Genomic DNA, 18,761 nt, shown 5'->3' with positions numbered 1-18,761 from the left:
CCCGCGGCCGGGCGGCGCGCACCATCGCCCGGCCGCACGAGGTGATCGATGAGTCCCCTGCTCCGGATCGCCGCCGCGGCGGTGGCGACGGGCCTGGCCGCCGTCGCGGCGCTGACGGGCACGGCCGCCGCCGCGGCCGCGCCCGGCCCCGCCACCGGGAACGGCGCCTGGTCGGTGGGACCCGCGAACCGCAGCGCGGCCCCGGCCGCGCGCCCCTTCTTCTCGTTCGAGGCGCCCGCCGGCGCCACCGTCCGGGACGTCGTCCGGATCACCAACATGACCGAGGCGCCCATCACCTTCGAGGTGTACGGGACGGACGCCTACAACACCCCCCGCGACGCCGGGTTCGCGTTGCGCGGGGCCGAGGAGGAGCCCCGGGACGTCGGCGCCTGGATCTCGCTGAAGGCCGCGTCGCCGAAGATCCCCGGCGGGAAGGCCCGGGAGATCCCCTTCACGCTGAAGATCCCCGCCGACGCCACGCCCGGCGAGCACATCGGCGGCATCGTCGCGCTGAACACGGCGATCGAGAGCGTCCAGCGGAGCGGCGGCGCCCGCGTCGGGATCAGGCGGGCCGTCGGCGCCCGGGTGTACCTGCGGGTCACCGGCCCGCTGACGCCGGGCATGCGCGCCGACGGGCTCGGCGTCGCCCGCACCGAACCGCTCGTCCCGTTCGTGCGGAGCGGGCGCGGGACGGTCCGCTACACGATCGTCAACACCGGCAACCAGCGGATCTCCCCGACCGCCCGCGTCCGGGCCACCGGCGTGTTCGGCCGCGAGGTCAAGCGGTGGCCCGACCAGCGCATCCCGGAGATCCTGCCCGGTGAGCGCACCGAGATCACGCTGCCGTGGAACGGCCCGCCCGCCCTGGACAAGGTCACCGTCCGGGTGGAGCTGACGGCCGCCGGGGGCATCGACGTCCGCGCGCAGACCGGGTTCACCGCGGTGCCCTGGGCGGCGCTGCTGGTCCTCGCGGGCACCGTGTTCGTCGTGTGGTCCGTCCTGCCCCGGCTGATCCGCCGCTGGCGGGAGCGGGCCGGTCTGACCTCCGGCGAGACGGGGGTGTTCATGTGAGGGCCCGGTCGATCGCCGTCCTGCTGGCCGCGGCCCTGGTCGTCCAGCCGGCCGCGTCCGCCCGGCCGGCGGCCGCCGCCCCGGTCCGCGCGGCGGAGCCCGGGGTGACCGTCGAGCCGGGCGCCGCCGCCGCGGGCACGACCGCCCGGGTGCGCGGCAGCTCCTGGACGCCGGGCGCGACCGTGCAGGTCCAGGTCTGCGGGGCGAACGCGGTGCACGGGTCGGCGGACTGCGACACCGAGCGCGGCGTCACCGCGATGGTCGCGCCCGCCGGGACGTTCGAGGCGGGCCTCACCGTGGGCGCGCCGCCCGTGGCATGCCCGTGCGTCGTCCGCGTCGGCACCCTGCCCGGCGGGACGGGCCCGCCCGCCGCCGCGACGACGCCGCTCACCGTCGAGGGGCATCCCGTCGAGCGGATCGTCCGGGACGTCGTGCCCGTCCGCGCGGACGTGGTCGGCCTGGAGGTCGTCGGCGGCGGGGACCGCGCCGAGCTGTTCGGCGGCAGGCCGCGGCGGACCCTGGTGCTCCGGATCCGCAACTCGGGCGCCGAGCCCATCGAGAACGCCCCGCTGGTCGTCGGCTGGGGCGCCGAGGACACCCCCGACAGCCCGCTCGACGCGCCGCGGACCGGCACCCTGCAACCGGGTCAGACCGCCACGTACCGGATTCCGGTGGTGCTGCCGCCGGCGGCCTTCGGCCAGTTCGTGGTCGGCGGGCGGTACGCCGGGTCCGTCCCGTTCGAGACGACGTTCAGCGCCTACCCCTGGGGGCTGATCGGGGCCAACGCGCTCGCGGCGCTGCTGCTGCTGTTCGGGATTCGGCTGGCGCTGGGCCGCTGGGCCGCGGCGCGCCGCCGGCGGCGCCGCGGAGCGGTGGCGTCCCCCGTCCATCACCAGGTGGCCGCGCCCGCCGCGCCCGCCGTGGAGCTCACCGACGTGCTCGGCTTCCTGGACTCGGTGGCGCCGTCGCCGAGCGGCGCGTACGTGGTCGACCGCGCCGAGCTGATCGGCTACCTGGAGCGGCGCACCGGCGAGGTCCTCGAACCCGTCGACAACGAGGCGCTGGACCGGTTCCTCGCCCCGCCGAGGGGAGGGGCGGCATGACGACCGTTCCGCTCCCGCCGGTTCCCCGGCACGCCGCCGCCGGCGCCGCGGGGCCGGTGGCCCTGGCCGCCGCCGGGCCGCTGGCGGGCGGGACCGTGCTGCTGCTCGCCGACGCGCTCGGCGGCGTCGTGAAGGTCCCCGGCGACGTGGTGACCTACATGGCGCTCACGGGACTCCTGCTCGCCTGCGCGGGCGTCCTCCCGCTGCTGCGGACGGCCGGACGGTCGCGCCCCCACCGGGCGGCCGCGGCCTGCGGCGTGCCCGCCGGCCTCGCCATCGTGCTGGCGGGACTCAGCCCCGCGATCCCCGTCTTCGCCACCGCGCTGATGGCCGCGGGCATCCTCGCGGGGCCGCTGCTCGCCGTGCCGAGGGCGGGCGCCGCCCGCTCGCCCGGCGGGCCCGCGCGCGGGCAGGCCGCCGCGCTCGCGGGCCTGGCCGCGGCCGCCTGGATCGCGGTGCTCGGGTCCGCCGATCCCGGGTCGGCGCTGCTGGTCGCGGGCGGCTGCGCCGCCGCGCTCGCCGCGGCGGCCGCCCTGCTCTCCCGCGACGTGCCCGGGGAGGCCGGCCGGTCCGTCGCGCGAGTACGGGACGTGGCCGGCGGCCGCGAGGTCAAGGCGTCCCTCCCCGTGTACCTGCTCATCGGCTGGACGGTGGGCGCGCCGCTCATGGGCGGGCTGCACCTGCTCACCTTCCGCTGGGACCTGATCGGGGACGAACCCGTCCGGCACCTCGCGTGGGCGCTGCTCCCGGCGGTCGCGCTCGTCGTCCTCGGCCGCCGGACGGCCGGCACGGCGCAGACCGTCCCGTGGCTGCTGCTCGCGGGCGCCGCCGCGCCGGTCCTGATGGCGAGCGCGCCCGGCCCGGTCGCGCTCGCGGCCGGTTTCGCCGTCGCGCTGCCCGCCGCCTGCCTGGCCGTCGCGGCGCTCGACACCGCCCTGCTCCGGCCACTGCCAGAACCGCGCCGTCTGGCGGTGGCCGGCCTCACCGGGATCGCGGCGGCGGGCGGCGGGCTCGCCGGCTTCGGCTGCGCGGCGGCCCTGCGCTCGGTGCTCGCCGAAGGGTCCGCGCTGACGCTCACGGCGCTGCCGCCGATCCTCGGCGCGCTGCTGGCATTGCGCGTGCGCGGCCCCCGGAGCGCGGAGCCGGCGCCGTTCCTCGACGTCCGGGACCTGTCGGTGCCGCGCGGCCCGGCCCCGCTGCGCCGGATCGGGCTGCGGATGGCGGCGGGCGAGATCGTCGCCCTGTCCGGCCCCGGCGCGGGCACGCTCGCCGCCGCGCTCGCCGGCCGGACGCCCTGCAAGGGCAAAATCGTGCTCGGCGGCGCCGACCTGACCGCGCTCGACGCCTACCAGCGCATGGCACTGGGGCTGTGCCACCACGCGGGCCCGGAACCGCGCGCCCCCGGGGATGCGCCCGTCGCGGCGGGATTGGCGGCGCACGCCCGCGCGATGGGCCACGCCGACCCCGACGCCGCCGCCCGCTCCGTCCTGGACGTCTTCCCCTCGCTCCGCAAGCTCGGCGGCGAGCCCGCGCAATCGCTCGCCGCCGCGCCGAAGGGGCTGCTCTCGCTCGCCGAGGCGCTGCTCACCCGGCCCCGGCTCCTGCTGGTCGACGGCATCGCGGGCGGCCCGTGCGCCACCGCCGTCCACGCCGTGCTGGCCCGGCTCGCCGCCACCGGCACCGCCGTGGTCATCGCCGGACCGGCCACGCCGGAGATCCTCGCGCTCGTCCACCGCGCCTACGCCGTCGAGCCCGGCCGCATCGCCGAGATCCCCGTCCCGGCGCCCGGCGAGCCGCGCCCGGCGGCCGTGGCCCGCACCGGAGGTCCCGTCACGTGATCCCGCACGCGCTCGCCGCGCTGGCGCTGTCCCCGCTGGCCCTGTTCCCGCTCGCCGCCGGGACGGCGGCCGCGCCCGAGCTCCACGTCAGCCGCTCCGCCGACCTCACCCCGGGTGAAACGATCACCGTCACGGGGACCGGGTTCCGGCCCGGGCTGAAGGCGGTCGCGGTCGGGCTGTGCCGGGAGGGCTACACCAACGGGCTCAAGGACTGCGACCTCGGCGGCGGCTCGACCTTCGTTAACGTCGACGCGGAGGGCAGGCTCCCCGAGGTCCGGCTCAAGGCCCGTCCGGAGTTCAGCGGCATCGACTGCATGACCCGCCAGTGCGTCATCGGCGCCGGGCCGCTGCCCGGGACCGTGCCGGACGCCGTCTACGACACCAACACCGCGGTCGTCCGCGTGGGCTTCAAGGGGTCGTCGTTCAAGGGCGGTGCCGTCGTGCGGACCTCCGCGGCGCCCGCCGCCGCGACCGGGCCGGGCACCGGCGGCCCCTCGACGCCGCTGTGGGCCGCCACCGTCGCGCTGCTAGTCCTCGCCGGGGGAGTCGTCACCGTCGTCCAACGCCGCAGCAGATAGGCAGCAGACAATAAGAAGGAGCACCGTCGTGACCGTCAGTATTTCCCGAGGGGGGGCGACCCCTCACACCCCCCGGACCGGCTTCGCCGGACTTGTGAGACGCGCCGGCGTCGTCGCGGCAATGGCCGGGGCATGTGTCCTGGCGGTCGCGCCGCCCGCGCTGGCCGCACCGAAGATCAACGCGAGCAAGACCACCGGGCTGAAGGCCGGGGACACGATCACCGTCCAGGTGACCGGCATGACCCCCAACGAGACCTTCGTGACGCTCGGCCAGTGCAAGCCCGGACCCAAGCTCCCCAACGACTGCGCGGCGCAGGACACCGGGGGAGCGATCCTCGGCGCCACCGACGCCGAGGGCAACTTCGTGACCAAGGACGGCTCCAAGGACGCCAAGATCAAGCTGGTCGCGGAGGCGGGCGGGGCCGACTGCGCAGCCAAGGCCGGCGCCTGCGTGATCGCCGTCACCGCGCCGGGCAACCAGGGACCGAACAGCGCCGAGATCCCGCTCACCTTCGCGGGCGGCGGCGGTGGCGGCGGCGGCGGTGGTGACGGCTCGGGCGGCGGGTCCGGCGACGGCGGCGGTACGGGCGGCGGCTCCACCGGCGGCGGCTCCGGGGACCTGCCGAACACCGGCAGCCCCGACGGCCTGCCCACCTACGCCATGATCGCCTCCGCCCTGGTCATGGCCGGCGGAGCCGCCCTGCTGATCATCCCCCGCCGCCGCAGGGACCACTAGTTGACCGACCGCTACGCCTCCTAGCGGTCCCGTTGACCTGCGGCATGTTGGTGTTATCCCGCCTCCCACAACAACATGCCGCAAGTCAACGGCTTGGCCGGCCGTGCGGTCACATGCCGTCGGCGTCCCAGCGGCCGGTGGAGCGGCTTCGGACGGGGAGGCTCGACAGGATGGGGGCGGGGATCGGCTCGCCCTCCCGCCAGGGGCGTCCGGCGCCCCAGTTGTGGCTGAGGCGGTCCGTGCGCTCGTCGGCGTGCTCCAGCGCGGCGGGGTCGGTGCCCCAGTCCAGGGCCGTGTGGTCGTGGTCGTGGGTGTCGTGGTCGTGGGTGTGGTCGTCGTGGCCGTGGCCGCCTTGGAGGCGGGCCGCGTCAAGGGCCTTGGCCATGGCGAGGACGCTCTTGTCGGTTCCGTGGCCGTGCTGGATGTAGTCGTCGTCCCCCTCGCCCTGCTCGCGCTGGTAGAGCACGGACTCCTGGAGTTCCTTCAGATCGCGTTCGGAGCGGCCCGCCGTCCCGCGGCCCAGGTCGTGCGACGCCATGGACCAGCGCATCCGGCCGCCCTCGGGCCCGTAGTTGACGGCCTCGCCGCCCCAGCGCACCCACTCGTTCTGCGTGTACCAGTTGACGAGTTCGCCATCCGAGCGCAGGAGCCACGTCGCACCGCCCTCCTGGGTGGTGAAGTGCCCGTGCTTCACCCGTGCGGGACGGAAGAAGTAGGTGCCCAGGTCGAGCGTGCCGAAGTTGTACTCCATGTGGCCCTGGACGGTGTACGCCTCCTCGTAGCACGGGTGGTGCGCCAACCGGTGGTCCGTCCAGCCCTCCTGCGCGTGCACGAGCCTGGTGTAGAAGCCGCTGACCGGGTCGACGTGCAGGTACTTGATGAACAGTCCGGGCATGGGGCCGGCCTTAGGCACCGCGTCCCATGTCATGGCCTCGCTGTCGATGACGATGACGTCCTCGTAGGCGTCCTTCCACCGGGGCGCGTTCAGCCCGTCCACTGGGTCGAACCCCGCGTCGCCGTACTCCCGGTAGTGCAGGACGCGGGTGCCCTCGGTGAAGGTGATGGCGTCGGCGGGGACGCCCTTGGGCGCGTACACGTATCCGCCCTTGCCGATCTCGCGTCCGCCGTAGGTCATCGAGCCTTCGAGCACGTAGTACTCGGTGTTGGCGTGGTGGATGCCTGGGCCGCGTCCCCAGTCGGTGTGGAAGTCGAGCCGCAGCGAGGACGAGCCGTCCTCCTCGTCCACCGACAGCCGGCGCTCGCTCGCCCTGCCCTCCCCGCCCACCAGCTCGGCCGCGTGCCAGACGTAGTCGTCTTCCTGGATCAGCTCGACGTGGGGTCGCACGTGCTCGTCTCCGTTCACCCGGTCTGTTTCGCTATAGGAAACATCGTTTCACTCATGCGGGCAAGAGGCCGGGTGTCTTGACCCGTCCCCGAACCTAAGGAAACACTATTTCCCACAGCGGAACATCGGAGGTCGCCATGGGGTTCGACGTGATCGTCGCCGGTGCCGGGCCGGGCGGGCTGGCCTGCGCGATCACGGCGGCCGGCGCCGGTGCGCGGGTGCTGGTCCTGGAGAAGGCCGCCGACATCGGCGGCGCGCTGCCGTACTCCGGCGGGCACCTGTCCGCGGGCGGCTTCTCCGCCCAGCGGGAGCGCGGCATCGCCGACGACCCCGGACGGCACCTCGCCGACATCCTGCGGATCAGCCGGGGCACCGGACGCGAGGACCTCACCCGGCTCTCGCTCGCGGAGCAGCCCGCCGTCCTTGAGTGGCTCTTCGCGGCCGGCTACGAGATCGACCCCGCCACCCCGCGCATCGTGTACGGGCACGAGCCCTACACGACGCCGCGCACCGTCCACGCGGCCGAGACGCCGGGCGGCCCGGCGATCCTCCGGGCGCTGCGCCGCCTGCTGGAGCCGCTGACCGGCGACGGGCGCATCACCCTGCGGACCGGCGTGCGCGTCACCGGCCTCCGCACCGAGGGAGAGGCGGTCACCGGCGTGACCACCGAGGACGGCCGCACCCCGCGCGCACCGGCCGTCGTCCTCGCCACCGGCGGTTTCGGCCACGCGCCCGACCTGTTCGCCGAACTGGAGGGGGCGCCGCTGACGACCTCGGCCGCGCCTACGTCGACCGGTGACGGCCTGCGCATGGCCCGGCGGATCGGCGCCGGGCTGCAGGGCCTCGGCCAGTACATCCCCACGTTCGGCGGGCTGCCCCCGGAGGGCGACGACCCGCGGGTGGACTGGCTGAACCGCCCGCAGCTCGTGGCGGCCGAGCGTCCGCCGTGGGAGATCTACGTGGACCGCCGCGGCCGCCGGTGGATCGCGGAGGACGAGCCCAGCATCGACCGCAAGGAGCGCGTCCTGACTGGCGTCGACCGGATGACGTTCTGGATGGTCTTCGACGCGAGGGCGCTGCGGGAGTCCCGTCCGATGGTGCACGGCTGGAGCCCCGGCGACCTGGACGCCCGCTGCGGACGCAGGCGCGGCCTGCACCGCGCCGCCGACCCGGCCGAGCTGGCGAAGCGCGCGGGCATCGACGCGGCCGGCCTCACCGCGGAGGTCGCCCGGTACAACGCCGCCGTCGCCGCGGGGGCCGACCCCGCGTTCGGCCGCCGGCACCTGCCCGCGCCGATCGCCGAGCCGCCGTTCTACGCCGTCGAGAACCACCCCGTCACCCTGATCACCTTCGCGGGCGTCGACGTCGACGCCGACCTGCGGGTGCGCCGCGCCGACGGCCGTGCCGTCCCCGGCCTGTACGCGGTGGGGGAGGTCATCGGCTCGGCCGCCGTCAACGGCAACGCGTTCTGCTCGGGCATGTGCCTGACGCCCGCGCTCGCCTTCGGCCGCATCGTCGGGCGGCACCTGGCAGCGGTGCCGCGCGCCTCAGTGCGCGAACGCGAACCCGGCGGCGCGTAGCTTCGCCGAGCTCACCGGTACCGCCGGCGTCTTGATCTCGCCGCGGTAGGTCAGCTCGGGCAGGCCCTCGGCCTTGCAGATCTCGCCGAACGCCTCCGCGTTCGTCGGCGGCACCTCCGCGTCCGGGAAGGCGTTGTAGACGCCGGCCAGGCCCTCGGTGACGACGAAGTCGAGGGCGGCGGCCGCGTCCCGGTAGTCGATCCGGTACAGCAGCGCCCCGGCCGCGAACGGGACGCTCCCGCCGAGCCTCTCGTGGGCGAACCGGACCCGCGCCGGGTAGTCGATGTCGCGGGGGTGGCCGTAGACGTCCGGGATACGGACCACAGCGCCGCCCGGTGTCGCCAGCACCGCCTGCTCGGCCGCGATGAAGTTGCGGGGCGAGGCATCCGCGTCGTCGGTCGTGGGGCTGGTCTCGTCGATCAGCGTTCCGGTGCCCGCGCCGTAGACCGACGTCGAGCTGGTGAACACGACCCGCGGATGGACGGCGGCGGCCGTCCGCGCGCTCCCGGCGAGCGTGTCGGCGTACTCGGCGACCCGCTGGTCGGCGTCGAAGGAGTGCGACAGCCGCGGGCTCACGGTCAGCACCACGGCGTCGGCGCCGCGGACGGCCTCGGCCAGGGCCGCCTCGTCCGAGCCGCGCAGGACGGCGGCGTCCGAGCAGACCTCGCGCACCTCGTCGACCCGCCCGGGGGACGTGGTCGTCCCGATGACCGTGTGCCCCCGCTCCGTCCAGCGCCGCGCGAGCTCCATCCCGACGTTCCCGCACCCGACGACCACGTACCGCACAGGGGGCCTCCCAACAGTGGGCCCGACGGCGGGCCTCGTAATGGAAACGCTGTTTCCCTACTCTGGCACATATCGTCGGCCGCCCGCAGAGGAGAAGCCTCGGATGATCGCCCGTTCCTACCTGTACGTGCCGGGAAACGCGCCGGAGATGCTCGCCGGGGCGTCCCGCCGCGGCGCGGACGCCCTGATCGTCGACCTGGAGGACGCCGTGCCCCGGGCGGCGAAGGAGAGCGCCCGCGCCGAAGTGGCCGCCTGGCTGGGCGGGCTCGGGCGTCCGGCCGGCGGTCCGCGGATCTGGGTGCGGGTCAACCCAGGCGAGGCGGGGCACCTGGACGCGCGGGCCGTCGTCGGCCCGGCCGTCACCGGGTTGTACCTGGCCAAGGCCGAGAGCGCCGACGACGTGGCCGCGCTCGGCCGCGTGATGGCCGAGGCCGAGGAGGCGGCCGGGCTGCCCGCCGGGGACCTGCGGATCATGCCGCTGCTGGAGTCGGCCGCCGCGCTGCTGGACGCCGCGCGGATCGCCCGCGCCCCCCGGGTGGCGCGGCTGCAGCTCGGCGAGGCCGACCTGGCCGCCGACCTCGGCGTGGTCCCCGGCCCGGACGGACGCGAACTGCTCTGGGCGCGCTCGACGGTCGTCGCGGCCAGCGCCGCCGCCCGGATCGCCCCGCCCGTCGCCCCCGTCAGCGTCGACATCCGGGACCTGGACCTGCTGCGGGAGTCGACCCGCGCGCTCTTCCGGATGGGCTTCCTGGGCCGCGCTTGCATTCACCCGGCGCAGATCCCGGTCGTCCACGAGGTCTTCACCCCGAGCCCCGGGGCGCTCGCCGAGGCGCGGGACGTCGTGGATCGCCACGAGCGGGCGCTGGCCGAGGGCAGCGGGGTGTCCGTGGACGACCGCGGCCGGCTGGTGGACGAGGCAGTGATCCGCTCGGCCCGCCGCGTCCTGGAGCTGGGCCGATGACCCCTGCCCGCCCCGAACCCGGCGGAGGCTCAGGCGAGCGCCGCGTCCCGGGCCCGGACGATCTCCGCGGCGGCGGCGCGGACCAGGCCCCGGTACCGGTCGATCTCCTCCGGGGTGAAGCGGTGCAGCGGGCCGCACACGCTGATCGAGCCGTGCACCGCGCCGTCCGGGCCGGGCAGGGGCGCGGCGACCGAGGCGGCGTCGGGCAGCCGCTCGCCGAGGGACACCGCGGTCCCCTCCGCGGCGATCGCGGCCAGTTCGCCGCGGAGCTCGGCCGCGCCGGTGACCGTGCGCGCGGTGAAGGCGGCGCGGGGCCTGGCGAGGACGGTCTCCCGGCGCTCCTCCGGCAGGAACGCGAGGATCGCCTTCCCGGACGAGCCCGCGTGCAGCGGGAACCGCCGCCCGACCTCGACGGTCATCCGGACCTCCCGCGGGCTCTCGAACTGGTCGAGGTAGACCCGCTCGTCCCCGACCAGCCCCGACAGCGTGGTGGTCTCGCCGGTCTCGTCCCGCAGCCGGCGCAGCACCGGCGCGGCCGCGTCCCGGACGTTGGAGCCGCGCAGCGCGCTGACCCCGAGCGCCACGGCGGCGGAGCCGAGCCGGTACCGGCCGGTGCCGGGGTCGTCCTCCAGCATCTCCCGCGAGACCAGCGACCGCAGGATGCGGTGCACGACGGCCTTGGAGACGCCGAGCTCGCGGCTGATCGCGCTGACGCCGAGGCTCCGCGGCCCGCCCGCGAACAGCAGCAGCACGTCGGCGACGCGCCCGGCCACCTCCGTACCCGCGTGCGCACCGGCGTTCGCGGCGGCACTCGCACCGGGGTTCCGGCTCCGGTCGCTCACGGCATCGATCCTAGGGACGCCTCAGCGTCCCCGAGGCACGTACCGGCCGACGGGCGCGCCGGTGACCTCGCCGCCGGTGCAGACGCGGTGGCCGCGGACGAAGGTGTCGGTCACCCTGGCCGTCATGGCGAAGCCCTCGAACGGCGTGTACTCCTGCGCGGACTCGGAGTCGGCGGCCCGGACCGTCCAGGCGGCGTCCGGGTCGACCAGGGCGATGTCGGCGTCGTACCCCTCGGCGAGGTCGCCCTTGCCGGCCAGGCCGTAGCGGCGGGCCGGGTTCCAGGACGTCAGCCGGGCGATGCGCTGCGGCGACAGCCCCCGCTCGGTGCCCTCGCCGACGAGGCCGGGCAGCAGGTACTCCGCCCCGCCGAACCCGGACTTGGCGAGGAACACGTCGTCGCGGTCGGCGCCGAACTTCATCTCGTCGCGGCAGCAGGCGTGGTCGCTGACGACCCAGTCGACCTCGCCCGCCAGGACGTGCCGCCACAGCGCCTCGACGTCGGCGCGCTCCCGCAGCGGCGGGTTGACCTTGCCGCCGAGCCCGTGGGCGGTGTCGACGTCGGCGAGCAGGTGCCCGATGGTGACCTCGCGGCGGAAGTCGATGTGCGGGAACGCGTCCGCCATGGTGAGGGCGGCCGACAGCGCCTTCCCGGACGACAGGTGCAGCAGGTTGATGCTGGGCAGGCCCGTCTCGTGCGCGAGGTAGGACGCGATGGTGACCGCGAGCCCCTCCGAGTGCGGCGGGCGGGAGGCGCTGTAGGCGCGCAGGCCGGTGAGCGTCCCCTCCCGCTCGACCATCGCCGTGTAGGCGGTCATGATCTCGGCGGTCTCGCAGTGCAGCGACAGCGAGACGTGCGGGGCGTATTCGGTGAGCTTCTCGCGAGCGCGCTGGATGCCCCGCATGACGAACTCGAAGTGCGCGAGGTCGTAGCTCTCGCCCGGCGGCGTCATCAGGAAGTCGCCCTGCGAGCTGGACCGGCCGTGCAGCCCGTGGCCCCCGTAGAACATGAAGATCTTGAACGAGGTGACGCCGAACTCCTCGATGAGGTGCGGGATCTCCGTGATGTGCTCCGCCGTCATCGGCGCCAGGTGGAACGCGTAGTCGACGTAGGCGTTGCCCTTCGCGGCGCCGAGCACCTCCGGGAAGAACTCCCGGTACGGCCCGCTCTTGTTGAGGTAGTACCGGCCGGTCCGCATGTAGGTCAGGGACGTGGTGACGCCGCCCTGCGCGCAGGCGCGGCTCTCGGTGCGGGTGTCGGTGGCGAGGTCGTTGTAGATGCCCCAGTGCTGGTGGGCGTCCACGACGCCGGGGAACGCGAGCAGGCCGCCGCCGTCGACCACGGTGGCCGCGTCGTCGTCCGGCAGGGCGGGCGCCACCCGGGCGATGACGCCGTCGTCGACCGCGATGTCGAGCAGCGGGGGCGGGTCGCCGTCCGGCGCCTCGGGACGGACCACCCGGACGTTCTTGATCAGCAGTTCGGTCGTCGCCATGGTCGCCTCTCCCGTCCGGGGATGCCGAGAGTTGTTCCGCTGGGGGGAACACAAGTCTGTCGCTCCAGCCTGACGTTCCTGCCTTCTGAGGTCAATGGTCGCGCTCCACTTGACCTGAATCGGCTCGCCCTGCCAGGTTGAAGCAAGGTCATTGTTCCTCTGATCGGAACGACCGGAAGGTGGTGGGTGATGACCGACGCCCTGTCCGGGATCCGCGTGCTCGACGCGGCCACGCTGTTCGCGGGTCCGCTCGCCGCCACGCTGCTCGCCGACTTCGGGGCCGAGGTCATCAAGATCGAGCACCCGAGGGGCGACCCCGTCCGCGGCCACGGCGCGCAGCGCGACGGCGTCGGGCTGTGGTGGAAGATGCTCGGCCGCGGCAAGAAGGCCGTCACCCTGTACCTGGGCTCCCCCGAGGGGCAGGAGCTGTTCCGGCGGATGGCCGCCGACGCCGACGTCGTCATCGAGAACTTCCGGCCCGGCACCCTGGAGCGCTGGGGCCTCGGCTACGACGCGCTGCGCGAGATCAACCCGCGGCTCGTGCTGGCGCGCGTCACCGGCTTCGGGCAGACCGGGCCCTACTCCGGCCGTCCCGGCTTCGGCACGCTCGCCGAGGCGATGAGCGGGTTCGCCGCGATCACCGGCGAGCCGGACGGCCCGCCGACCCTGCCGCCGTTCGGCCTCGCGGACGGGATCGCCGCGCTGGCCACCGCGTACGCCGTGCTGACGGCGCTCCGCGCGCGGGAGGCCACCGGCACCGGGCAGGTCGTCGACCTGGCCATCATCGAGCCGATCCTGACGCTGCTCGGCCCGCAGATCATCGCCTACGACCAGCTCGGCGAACTGCAGGCCCGCACCGGCAACCGGTCCCACAACAACGCGCCGCGCAACATCTACCGGACGCGGGACGGCGGCTGGGTCGCGATCTCCACCAGCGCCCAGTCCATCGCGGAGCGGGTGATGCGGCTGGTCGGCCGGCCCGACCTGATCGACGAGCCGTGGTTCGGGACCGGCGCGGACCGCGCCCGGCACACCGACGAGCTGGACGAGGCCGTCGGCTCGTGGATCGCCGCCCGCGACCGCGCCGAGGTCGTGGCGGCGTTCGAGGAGGCGCAGGCCGCCGTCGCGCCCGTCTACACCGCCGCGGACGTCCTGGACGACCCCCAGTTCCAGGCGCTCGGCACGATCGCGACCGTCCCGGACGACGAGCTGGGGCCCGTCCGGATGCAGAACGTCCTGTTCCGCCTCTCGCAGACCCCGGGCCGGATCGACTGGGCCGGTCCGCCGCTCGGCGCGCACACCGCCGAGATACTCGCCCGGTACGGGGCAGATGAGGCGGAACAGGCGGTGCTGCGCGCCAAGGGAGTGATCCGATGACCGCCCGCCCGACCGACCCGCTGCTCGCCGCGATCGCCGGCGGGGTCCGGCTGATCGAGCTGGGCCACCCGTTCTTCACCGGCATGCCCTGCTCGCCCAACCACCCGGGCTTCCGGATGACGCTGATCCGGCGGCACGGCGACATGAAGCGCCTGGACGGCGGCTCGGCCGCCAACGAGATCATCGTGACCGGCGGCCACGTCGGCACGCACATCGACGCGCTGTCGCACGTCAGCCACGACGGGCTGCTGCACGGCGGGGCGGACGCGGCCGAGGCGCAGCTCGGCGGCGAGTTCACCGTGCACGGCGCCGAGAACCTGCCGGGCCTGCTGCGGCGCGGTGTCCTGCTGGACGTCGCGGCCGTGCACGGCGTCGAGACGCTGCCGCCCGGATACGGCGTGACCGCCGACGACCTGGAACGCGCCGCCGAGCGCGCGGGCACCGAACCCGGCGCGGGCGAGGTCGCGCTGATCCGCACCGGCTGGGCCCGCCTCTTCGGCGACGCCGCCGCCTACCTCGGCCGGGAGAGCGGCGTCCCCGGCGCGACGTCCGAGGCCGCGCTGTGGCTCGCCGAGCGCGGGGTCGTCGCGACCGGCGCCGACACGACCGCCTACGAGCGGATCCGGCCCGGCGCCGGGCACGCCGTCCTGCCCGTGCACCGGGTCCTGCTGGTCGAGTCGGGCGTCTTCATCATCGAGCACCTGAACCTGGAGGAGCTCGCCGAGGCGGGGCTGCACGAGTTCGCGTTCCTGCTGGCGCCGCTGCGGATCAGGGGCGGCACCGGCTCGCCCGTCCGCCCCCTCGCGGCGGTGACGGCGTGACCCCTGTCCAGGCGACCCCCGTCCAGCGGCTTGCCGCCCTCGCCGACCGGGTCCGGCGGGACGGCCTGCCGCCCGAGCTGCGCGCCGACGCCGCGCGACGCGTCCTCGACGTGCTGGGCAACAGCCTCGCCGCCACCGCGCAGCCCCCGGCCCGGGCCGTCGGCGAACTCGTCGCCGAATGGGGCGGCGCGGCACGGGCCACCGCGATCGGCACCGGCACCCGCCTCCCCGAACCGAGCGCGGCCCTGCTGAACGGCACGCTCGCGCACTCCCTCGACTTCGACGACACGCACCTGCCGTCCGTGCTGCACCCCTCCGCGTCCGTCGTGCCCGCCGCGCTCGCGGTGGCCGAGGCGCGCGGCGCGTCCGGGGCGGCCCTGCTGGACGCCGCCGGCGCCGGCGTGGAGATCACCGTCCGGCTCGGCATGGCCGGCTACGACCGGGAGCTCGGCAACTCGGTGTTCTTCGAGCGTGGCCAGCACGCGACCGCGATCTGCGGCGCGCTCGGCGCGGCGGCCGCCGCCGCGATGCTGTCCGGCCTGGACGCCGGCGGCATCGCCGACGCGCTCGGCATCGCCGCCAGCATGGGCTCGGGGATCCTGGAGGCCAACCGGACCGGCGGCACCGTCAAGCGCGTCCACTGCGGCTGGGCCGCGCACGCGGGCGTCACCGCCGCCGGGCTCGCGCGCACCGGGATCACCGGCCCGCCGACCGTCCTGGAGGGCCGCTTCGGGCTGCTCCAGGCGTTCTGCGGCGACCGGGCCGACCCCGGCGCGCTCACCGACCGGCTCGGCGAGCACTGGGAACTGCCCGGCGTGTTCTTCAAGCCGTACCCGTGCAACCACTTCACCCACGCCGGGATCGACGCCGCCCTCCGGCTCCGCGAGCGCGGCCTGGACCCGGCCGACATCGCGGACGTCGAGCTGGGCGCGCCCGCCCCAGTCCTGCGGACGATCGGCGAGCCCGCCGAGGACAAGGCCCGGCCGGAGTCGGGGTACCACGCGGCGTTCTCCGGCCCGTACACCGTCGCGGCGGCGCTGCTGGGCGGCGGCGGGCTCGGGGTGTCCCACGAGGACTTCACCGACGAGGCGGCCGCCGACCCCGCCCGGCTGGCGCTGGCGGCGAAGGTCCGCTGCGTCCCCGACGCCCGCTGCGACGCGATCTTCCCGCGGCGCTTCCCGGCCGTCCTGCGCGTCCGGACACGCGCGGGCGCGCTCCTGGAAGAACGCGTGGACACCAACCGGGGCGGCCCGGACAACCCGCTGTCACCGGACGAACTGGCCGCCAAGTTCGAGTTGAACGCCACCCGCCGCGTCACCCCGGCCGCGGCCGCCCGGATCACCGAACTGACCTACGACCTCGCGGCCCTGGACGAGCTGGACGCCCTGACGTCGCTGCTCCGCTGATCCGCCGTCAGGTCCAGAAGACGGCCACGCCGACGTTGACGACGGCCAAGGCTCCGATGGCCATGAAGAGCGGCGTGCTGAGGGGGCGGCGGCGTCCCAGCAGGATGAGGACGAGCGCGGCCAGCACCACCCCGAGCTTGACGGTGATCTTGACGTTGTTCACCTCCTCGTCCAGGGCGCCCTGGAGCACCCCGACGAGGGCGACGCCGGTCACGAGCTGGGTGAGCGCACCGTGCAGCATCCCCGTCGCGGGACGGACCGGGCCGCGCCGCGCCTCCGCCAGCTGGGCGAGGAAGCCGCCGATGAGGACCGCGAGGCCGACGAAGTGAAAGAACAGCAGCAGGTGCCGAACGAACTCCAAGGGGGACCTCCGGGAGGAACAGCGGCGGATCGACCGAATACTACAAGGCGTAGTACTAGCACAAACCCCTGCACACCGCCTATACGGAAGCGCCGGTGCGGCGGGCGCGGGCCAGGGCCAGCCCGCCGAGGGCCGTGGCGATCAGGCCCAGGACCAGGGCGACGAAGGCTCCGCCGAGACCGTTGCCGGTGCCGACGCCGCCGTCGGAGGTCGCGGCGACCAGCCCGCCGAGGACGATCCCGGCCAGCCCGGCCGCGAGGGCGGCGAAGGCCCCGTTCCGCCCGTTGCGGGTGCCGAGACGGCCGGCGGGACGGGCCAGTGCCAGCGCGCCGATCACAATGCCGGCCAGCCCCGCCAGCCCGGCCACGGAGGACCCGAGCCGCCCGGCGCTCATGGCGTAGGCGTCGACAAGGGCGACCGCGTACTGAACGGACATGTCGTGCTCCTTAGACCCTGCGAGTAGATGTCCAGCCGATGATGTCGGCCGAACCCATCGCAGGTCGTCCAGCAGGCGTGGACACTTTGCGCTGCCGCAGAGGCCGTAACCACTTACCCCGCACGCCGTAGGACGGACCGCGTCTACCGCGTGCGCGGTAGCGGCCCGATAGTCCGCGCGCAGGAGTCACGAGCACGCACATCCGGTCTAGGGTGCGCAGCATGGGTACCGGACGGCCCGGCGTGCGAGCCGCTGCCATCGACTGGGGCATCGCCGGCTGCATGGCCGCGGCGCTCGTGGTCACCGGGCTGTCCGAACGGCACTCCGCCGCGGGCCCGGACCTGCTCGGGTACGCGCTGCTGGTGGCCGGGGGCCTGGCGCTGGCCCTGCGCCGCCGCGCGCCGGTCCCGGTCCTCGTGGTGACCGGGCTGTGCGCGGTGGGGTACCAGGCGGCCGGTTTCGACGTGCCGGCCGTGGCCTTCCTGTTCGCGGTGTACGCCGCCGTCCGTGCCGGGCACCGGATCGTCACGGTGGCGGCGAGCGTGCTGCTGCTGGCCGTCCTCCCGGTCGCGGCGCTGGCCTCCGGGCTCCACGACACGGGCGAGGCGTTCGCGCGGGCCCGGGGCGCGCTCGAAGTGGCCTGGCTGATCGCCGCCGGCGCCGCGGGCGAGGCGCTGCGGCAGGCCGAGCGGCGGGCGGCGGAGGCCGAGCGGACGCGGGAGGAGACCGCGCGGCGCCGCGCCGACGAGGAGCGGCTGCGCATCGCGCGGGAACTGCACGACTCGCTCACCCACCAGATCTCGATCATCAAGGTGCAGTCCGAGGTCGCCGTGCACGTGGCCCGCAGACGCGGCGAACAGGTGCCGGACGCCCTGCTCGCGATCCAGGAGGCCGGCCGGGAGGCGTCCCGGGAGCTGCGCGCGACCCTGGAGGCGCTGCGCGACGACGACACGGCGCCGCCGCGCGGGCTCGAACACGTCCCGGACCTGGTGGCCCGGGCCCGCGCCACCGGACTGGACGCGACGCTGACGATCGAGGGGCAGGGGCACGACGTCCCGACCGCTGTGGACCGGACCGTCTACCGCATCGTGCAGGAGTCGCTCACCAACATCCTGCGCCACTCCGACGCGGCCACCGCGACGGTCCGGATCGACCGCCGCCCGAAGACCCTCCTGATCCGTGTCGACGACGACGGAAAGGCCGTGCCGGACGCCGCCGCGACCCCCGGCGTCGGGCTGCAGGGCATGCGCGAGCGGGTCGCCGCGCTGGGCGGCCGGCTGCGCGCCGAACCGCGCGGCGAGGGCGGCTTCACCGTCCAGGCCGAACTCCCCGTGGACGGGACGTCATGATCCGCGTCCTCCTGGTCGACGACCAGCAGCTCATCCGCAGCGGCTTCCGCGCGCTCCTCGACCTGGAAGACGACATCGAGGTGGTCGCCGAGGCCGCCGACGGGCGCGAGGGCCTGGCGCTGGCCCGCGAGCACAAGCCGGACATCGCGCTCATCGACATCCAAATGCCCGTCGTGGACGGCATCGAGGCGACCAAGCGCATCGCCGCGGACCCGTCCCTGGCCGACGTGCACGTGGTCATCCTGACCAACTACGGCTTGGACGAGTACGTCCTGGACGCGCTACGCGCCGGGGCCGCCGGATTCCTCGTCAAGGACATCCAGCCGGAGGACCTCGTCCACTCCGTCCGCGTGGCCGCCCGCGGCGACGCGCTGCTGGCCCCGTCGATCACGCGCCGCCTGATCGACCGCTACGTCGCCCAGCCGCGCACGGCGTCCGGTACCGGCCTGCAGGAGCTGACCCAACGGGAGCGCGAGGCCGTCGCCCTGGTCGCGCACGGCCTGTCCAACGACCAGATCGCCGCCCGCATGGTGATCAGCACCGCGACGGCCAAGACCCACATCAACCGGGCCATGACCAAGCTCCACGCCCGCGACCGCGCCCAACTGGTAGTCCTGGCCTACGAATCCGGCCTGGTAACCCGGGGTTAGCGGGTCGCCGGTGTGGGGGCGGCCGGGTGG

18 protein-coding genes are annotated in these 18,761 nt (G+C 75.2%); 12 read left to right on the top strand and 6 right to left on the bottom strand.

Annotation, left to right across the window (positions count from 1 at the left end):
• Positions 1-48 precede the first annotated feature (48 nt).
• From E1266_RS17095 to E1266_RS17080, 5 genes are all read left to right on the top strand, one after another.
• The gene (locus E1266_RS17095) at positions 49-1,071 is read left to right on the top strand and encodes a DUF916 domain-containing protein (RefSeq protein ID WP_132048058.1); all 1,023 of its coding nucleotides are present in this window, start codon (positions 49-51) and stop codon (positions 1,069-1,071) included.
• The gene (locus E1266_RS17090) at positions 1,068-2,174 is read left to right on the top strand and encodes a hypothetical protein (protein WP_132048056.1); all 1,107 of its coding nucleotides are present in this window, start codon (positions 1,068-1,070) and stop codon (positions 2,172-2,174) included. The genes E1266_RS17095 and E1266_RS17090 overlap by 4 nt, the downstream gene beginning before the upstream one ends.
• Positions 2,171-4,012 (top strand): hypothetical protein, encoded by a 1,842-nt coding sequence (locus E1266_RS38045; protein WP_165966116.1) that lies wholly within the window; start codon positions 2,171-2,173, stop codon positions 4,010-4,012. The genes E1266_RS17090 and E1266_RS38045 overlap by 4 nt, the downstream gene beginning before the upstream one ends.
• Complete coding sequence (locus E1266_RS38040; protein ID WP_165966115.1) at positions 4,009-4,590, top strand: neocarzinostatin apoprotein domain-containing protein; 582 nt, start codon at positions 4,009-4,011, stop codon at positions 4,588-4,590. Before E1266_RS38045 ends, E1266_RS38040 begins: the two co-directional genes overlap by 4 nt.
• A 121-nt stretch (positions 4,591-4,711) precedes the next feature.
• A complete protein-coding gene (locus tag E1266_RS17080) occupies positions 4,712-5,326 on the top strand; it encodes a neocarzinostatin apoprotein domain-containing protein (RefSeq protein ID WP_132048054.1) in 615 nt (204 codons plus the stop codon).
• A 109-nt stretch (positions 5,327-5,435) separates the two neighbouring features.
• On the opposite strand, the gene E1266_RS17075 is transcribed toward E1266_RS17080, so the two are convergent.
• Positions 5,436-6,671 (bottom strand): DUF4437 domain-containing protein, encoded by a 1,236-nt coding sequence (locus E1266_RS17075; protein ID WP_165966114.1) that lies wholly within the window; start codon positions 6,669-6,671, stop codon positions 5,436-5,438.
• A 137-nt stretch (positions 6,672-6,808) separates the two neighbouring features.
• On the opposite strand from E1266_RS17075, the gene E1266_RS17070 reads away from it, so the two are divergent.
• On the top strand, positions 6,809-8,251 hold the full coding sequence (locus tag E1266_RS17070; RefSeq protein WP_132048050.1) for an FAD-dependent oxidoreductase: 1,443 nt from the start codon (positions 6,809-6,811) through the stop codon (positions 8,249-8,251).
• Here the strand turns inward: E1266_RS17070 and E1266_RS17065 are convergent.
• Complete coding sequence (locus E1266_RS17065) at positions 8,219-9,037, bottom strand: NAD-binding protein (RefSeq protein ID WP_132048047.1); 819 nt, start codon at positions 9,035-9,037, stop codon at positions 8,219-8,221. The two genes, E1266_RS17070 and E1266_RS17065, sit on opposite strands and share 33 nt — an antisense overlap.
• A gap of 103 nt (positions 9,038-9,140) precedes the next feature.
• On the opposite strand from E1266_RS17065, the gene E1266_RS17060 reads away from it, so the two are divergent.
• A complete protein-coding gene (locus E1266_RS17060; protein ID WP_132048045.1) occupies positions 9,141-9,998 on the top strand; it encodes a CoA ester lyase in 858 nt (285 codons plus the stop codon).
• A gap of 29 nt (positions 9,999-10,027) precedes the next feature.
• Here the strand turns inward: E1266_RS17060 and E1266_RS17055 are convergent, their stop codons facing one another.
• Both E1266_RS17055 and E1266_RS17050 read right to left on the bottom strand, forming a co-directional pair.
• Positions 10,028-10,840, bottom strand: coding sequence for an IclR family transcriptional regulator (locus tag E1266_RS17055; RefSeq protein ID WP_132048043.1), 813 nt, complete (start codon positions 10,838-10,840; stop codon positions 10,028-10,030).
• Between the two features lie 21 nt (positions 10,841-10,861).
• Entirely contained in the window at positions 10,862-12,331 is a 1,470-nt protein-coding gene (locus E1266_RS17050) for a dihydroorotase family protein (RefSeq protein WP_132048041.1), read from the bottom strand.
• A gap of 189 nt (positions 12,332-12,520) precedes the next feature.
• On the opposite strand from E1266_RS17050, the gene E1266_RS17045 reads away from it, so the two are divergent.
• The 3 genes from E1266_RS17045 to E1266_RS17035 are packed head-to-tail and all read left to right on the top strand — an operon-like array spanning position 12,521 to position 15,935.
• A complete protein-coding gene (locus E1266_RS17045; RefSeq protein WP_132048039.1) occupies positions 12,521-13,708 on the top strand; it encodes a CoA transferase in 1,188 nt (395 codons plus the stop codon).
• The gene (locus E1266_RS17040) at positions 13,705-14,529 is read left to right on the top strand and encodes a cyclase family protein (protein WP_132048037.1); all 825 of its coding nucleotides are present in this window, start codon (positions 13,705-13,707) and stop codon (positions 14,527-14,529) included. Before E1266_RS17045 ends, E1266_RS17040 begins: the two co-directional genes overlap by 4 nt.
• Entirely contained in the window at positions 14,526-15,935 is a 1,410-nt protein-coding gene (locus E1266_RS17035) for an MmgE/PrpD family protein (protein WP_132048035.1), read from the top strand. The genes E1266_RS17040 and E1266_RS17035 overlap by 4 nt, the downstream gene beginning before the upstream one ends.
• 7 nt (positions 15,936-15,942) lie before the next feature.
• On the opposite strand, the gene E1266_RS17030 is transcribed toward E1266_RS17035, so the two are convergent.
• Positions 15,943-16,296, bottom strand: coding sequence for a hypothetical protein (locus E1266_RS17030; protein WP_132048033.1), 354 nt, complete (start codon positions 16,294-16,296; stop codon positions 15,943-15,945).
• 79 nt (positions 16,297-16,375) lie between these two features.
• Positions 16,376-16,732, bottom strand: a complete 357-nt coding sequence (locus E1266_RS17025) for a DUF6223 family protein (protein WP_132048031.1) — start codon at positions 16,730-16,732, stop codon at positions 16,376-16,378.
• Between the two features lie 221 nt (positions 16,733-16,953).
• Here E1266_RS17025 and E1266_RS17020 point away from each other — a divergent pair, with 221 nt between their 5' ends.
• Positions 16,954-18,081 carry a sensor histidine kinase gene (locus E1266_RS17020; protein WP_132048029.1) on the top strand — a complete coding sequence of 376 codons (1,128 nt, stop codon included), beginning with the start codon at positions 16,954-16,956 and terminating at the stop codon, positions 18,079-18,081.
• Positions 18,078-18,731 (top strand): response regulator transcription factor, encoded by a 654-nt coding sequence (locus E1266_RS17015; RefSeq protein WP_132048027.1) that lies wholly within the window; start codon positions 18,078-18,080, stop codon positions 18,729-18,731. Before E1266_RS17020 ends, E1266_RS17015 begins: the two co-directional genes overlap by 4 nt.
• Positions 18,732-18,761 lie beyond the last annotated feature (30 nt).

Source organism: Actinomadura sp. 7K534 (genome assembly GCF_004348575.1).
Taxonomy (GTDB): domain Bacteria; phylum Actinomycetota; class Actinomycetes; order Streptosporangiales; family Streptosporangiaceae; genus Spirillospora; species Spirillospora livida.
Note: the sequence above shows the minus strand (reverse complement) of the source record. Positions and strands in the feature narration are given on the sequence as shown.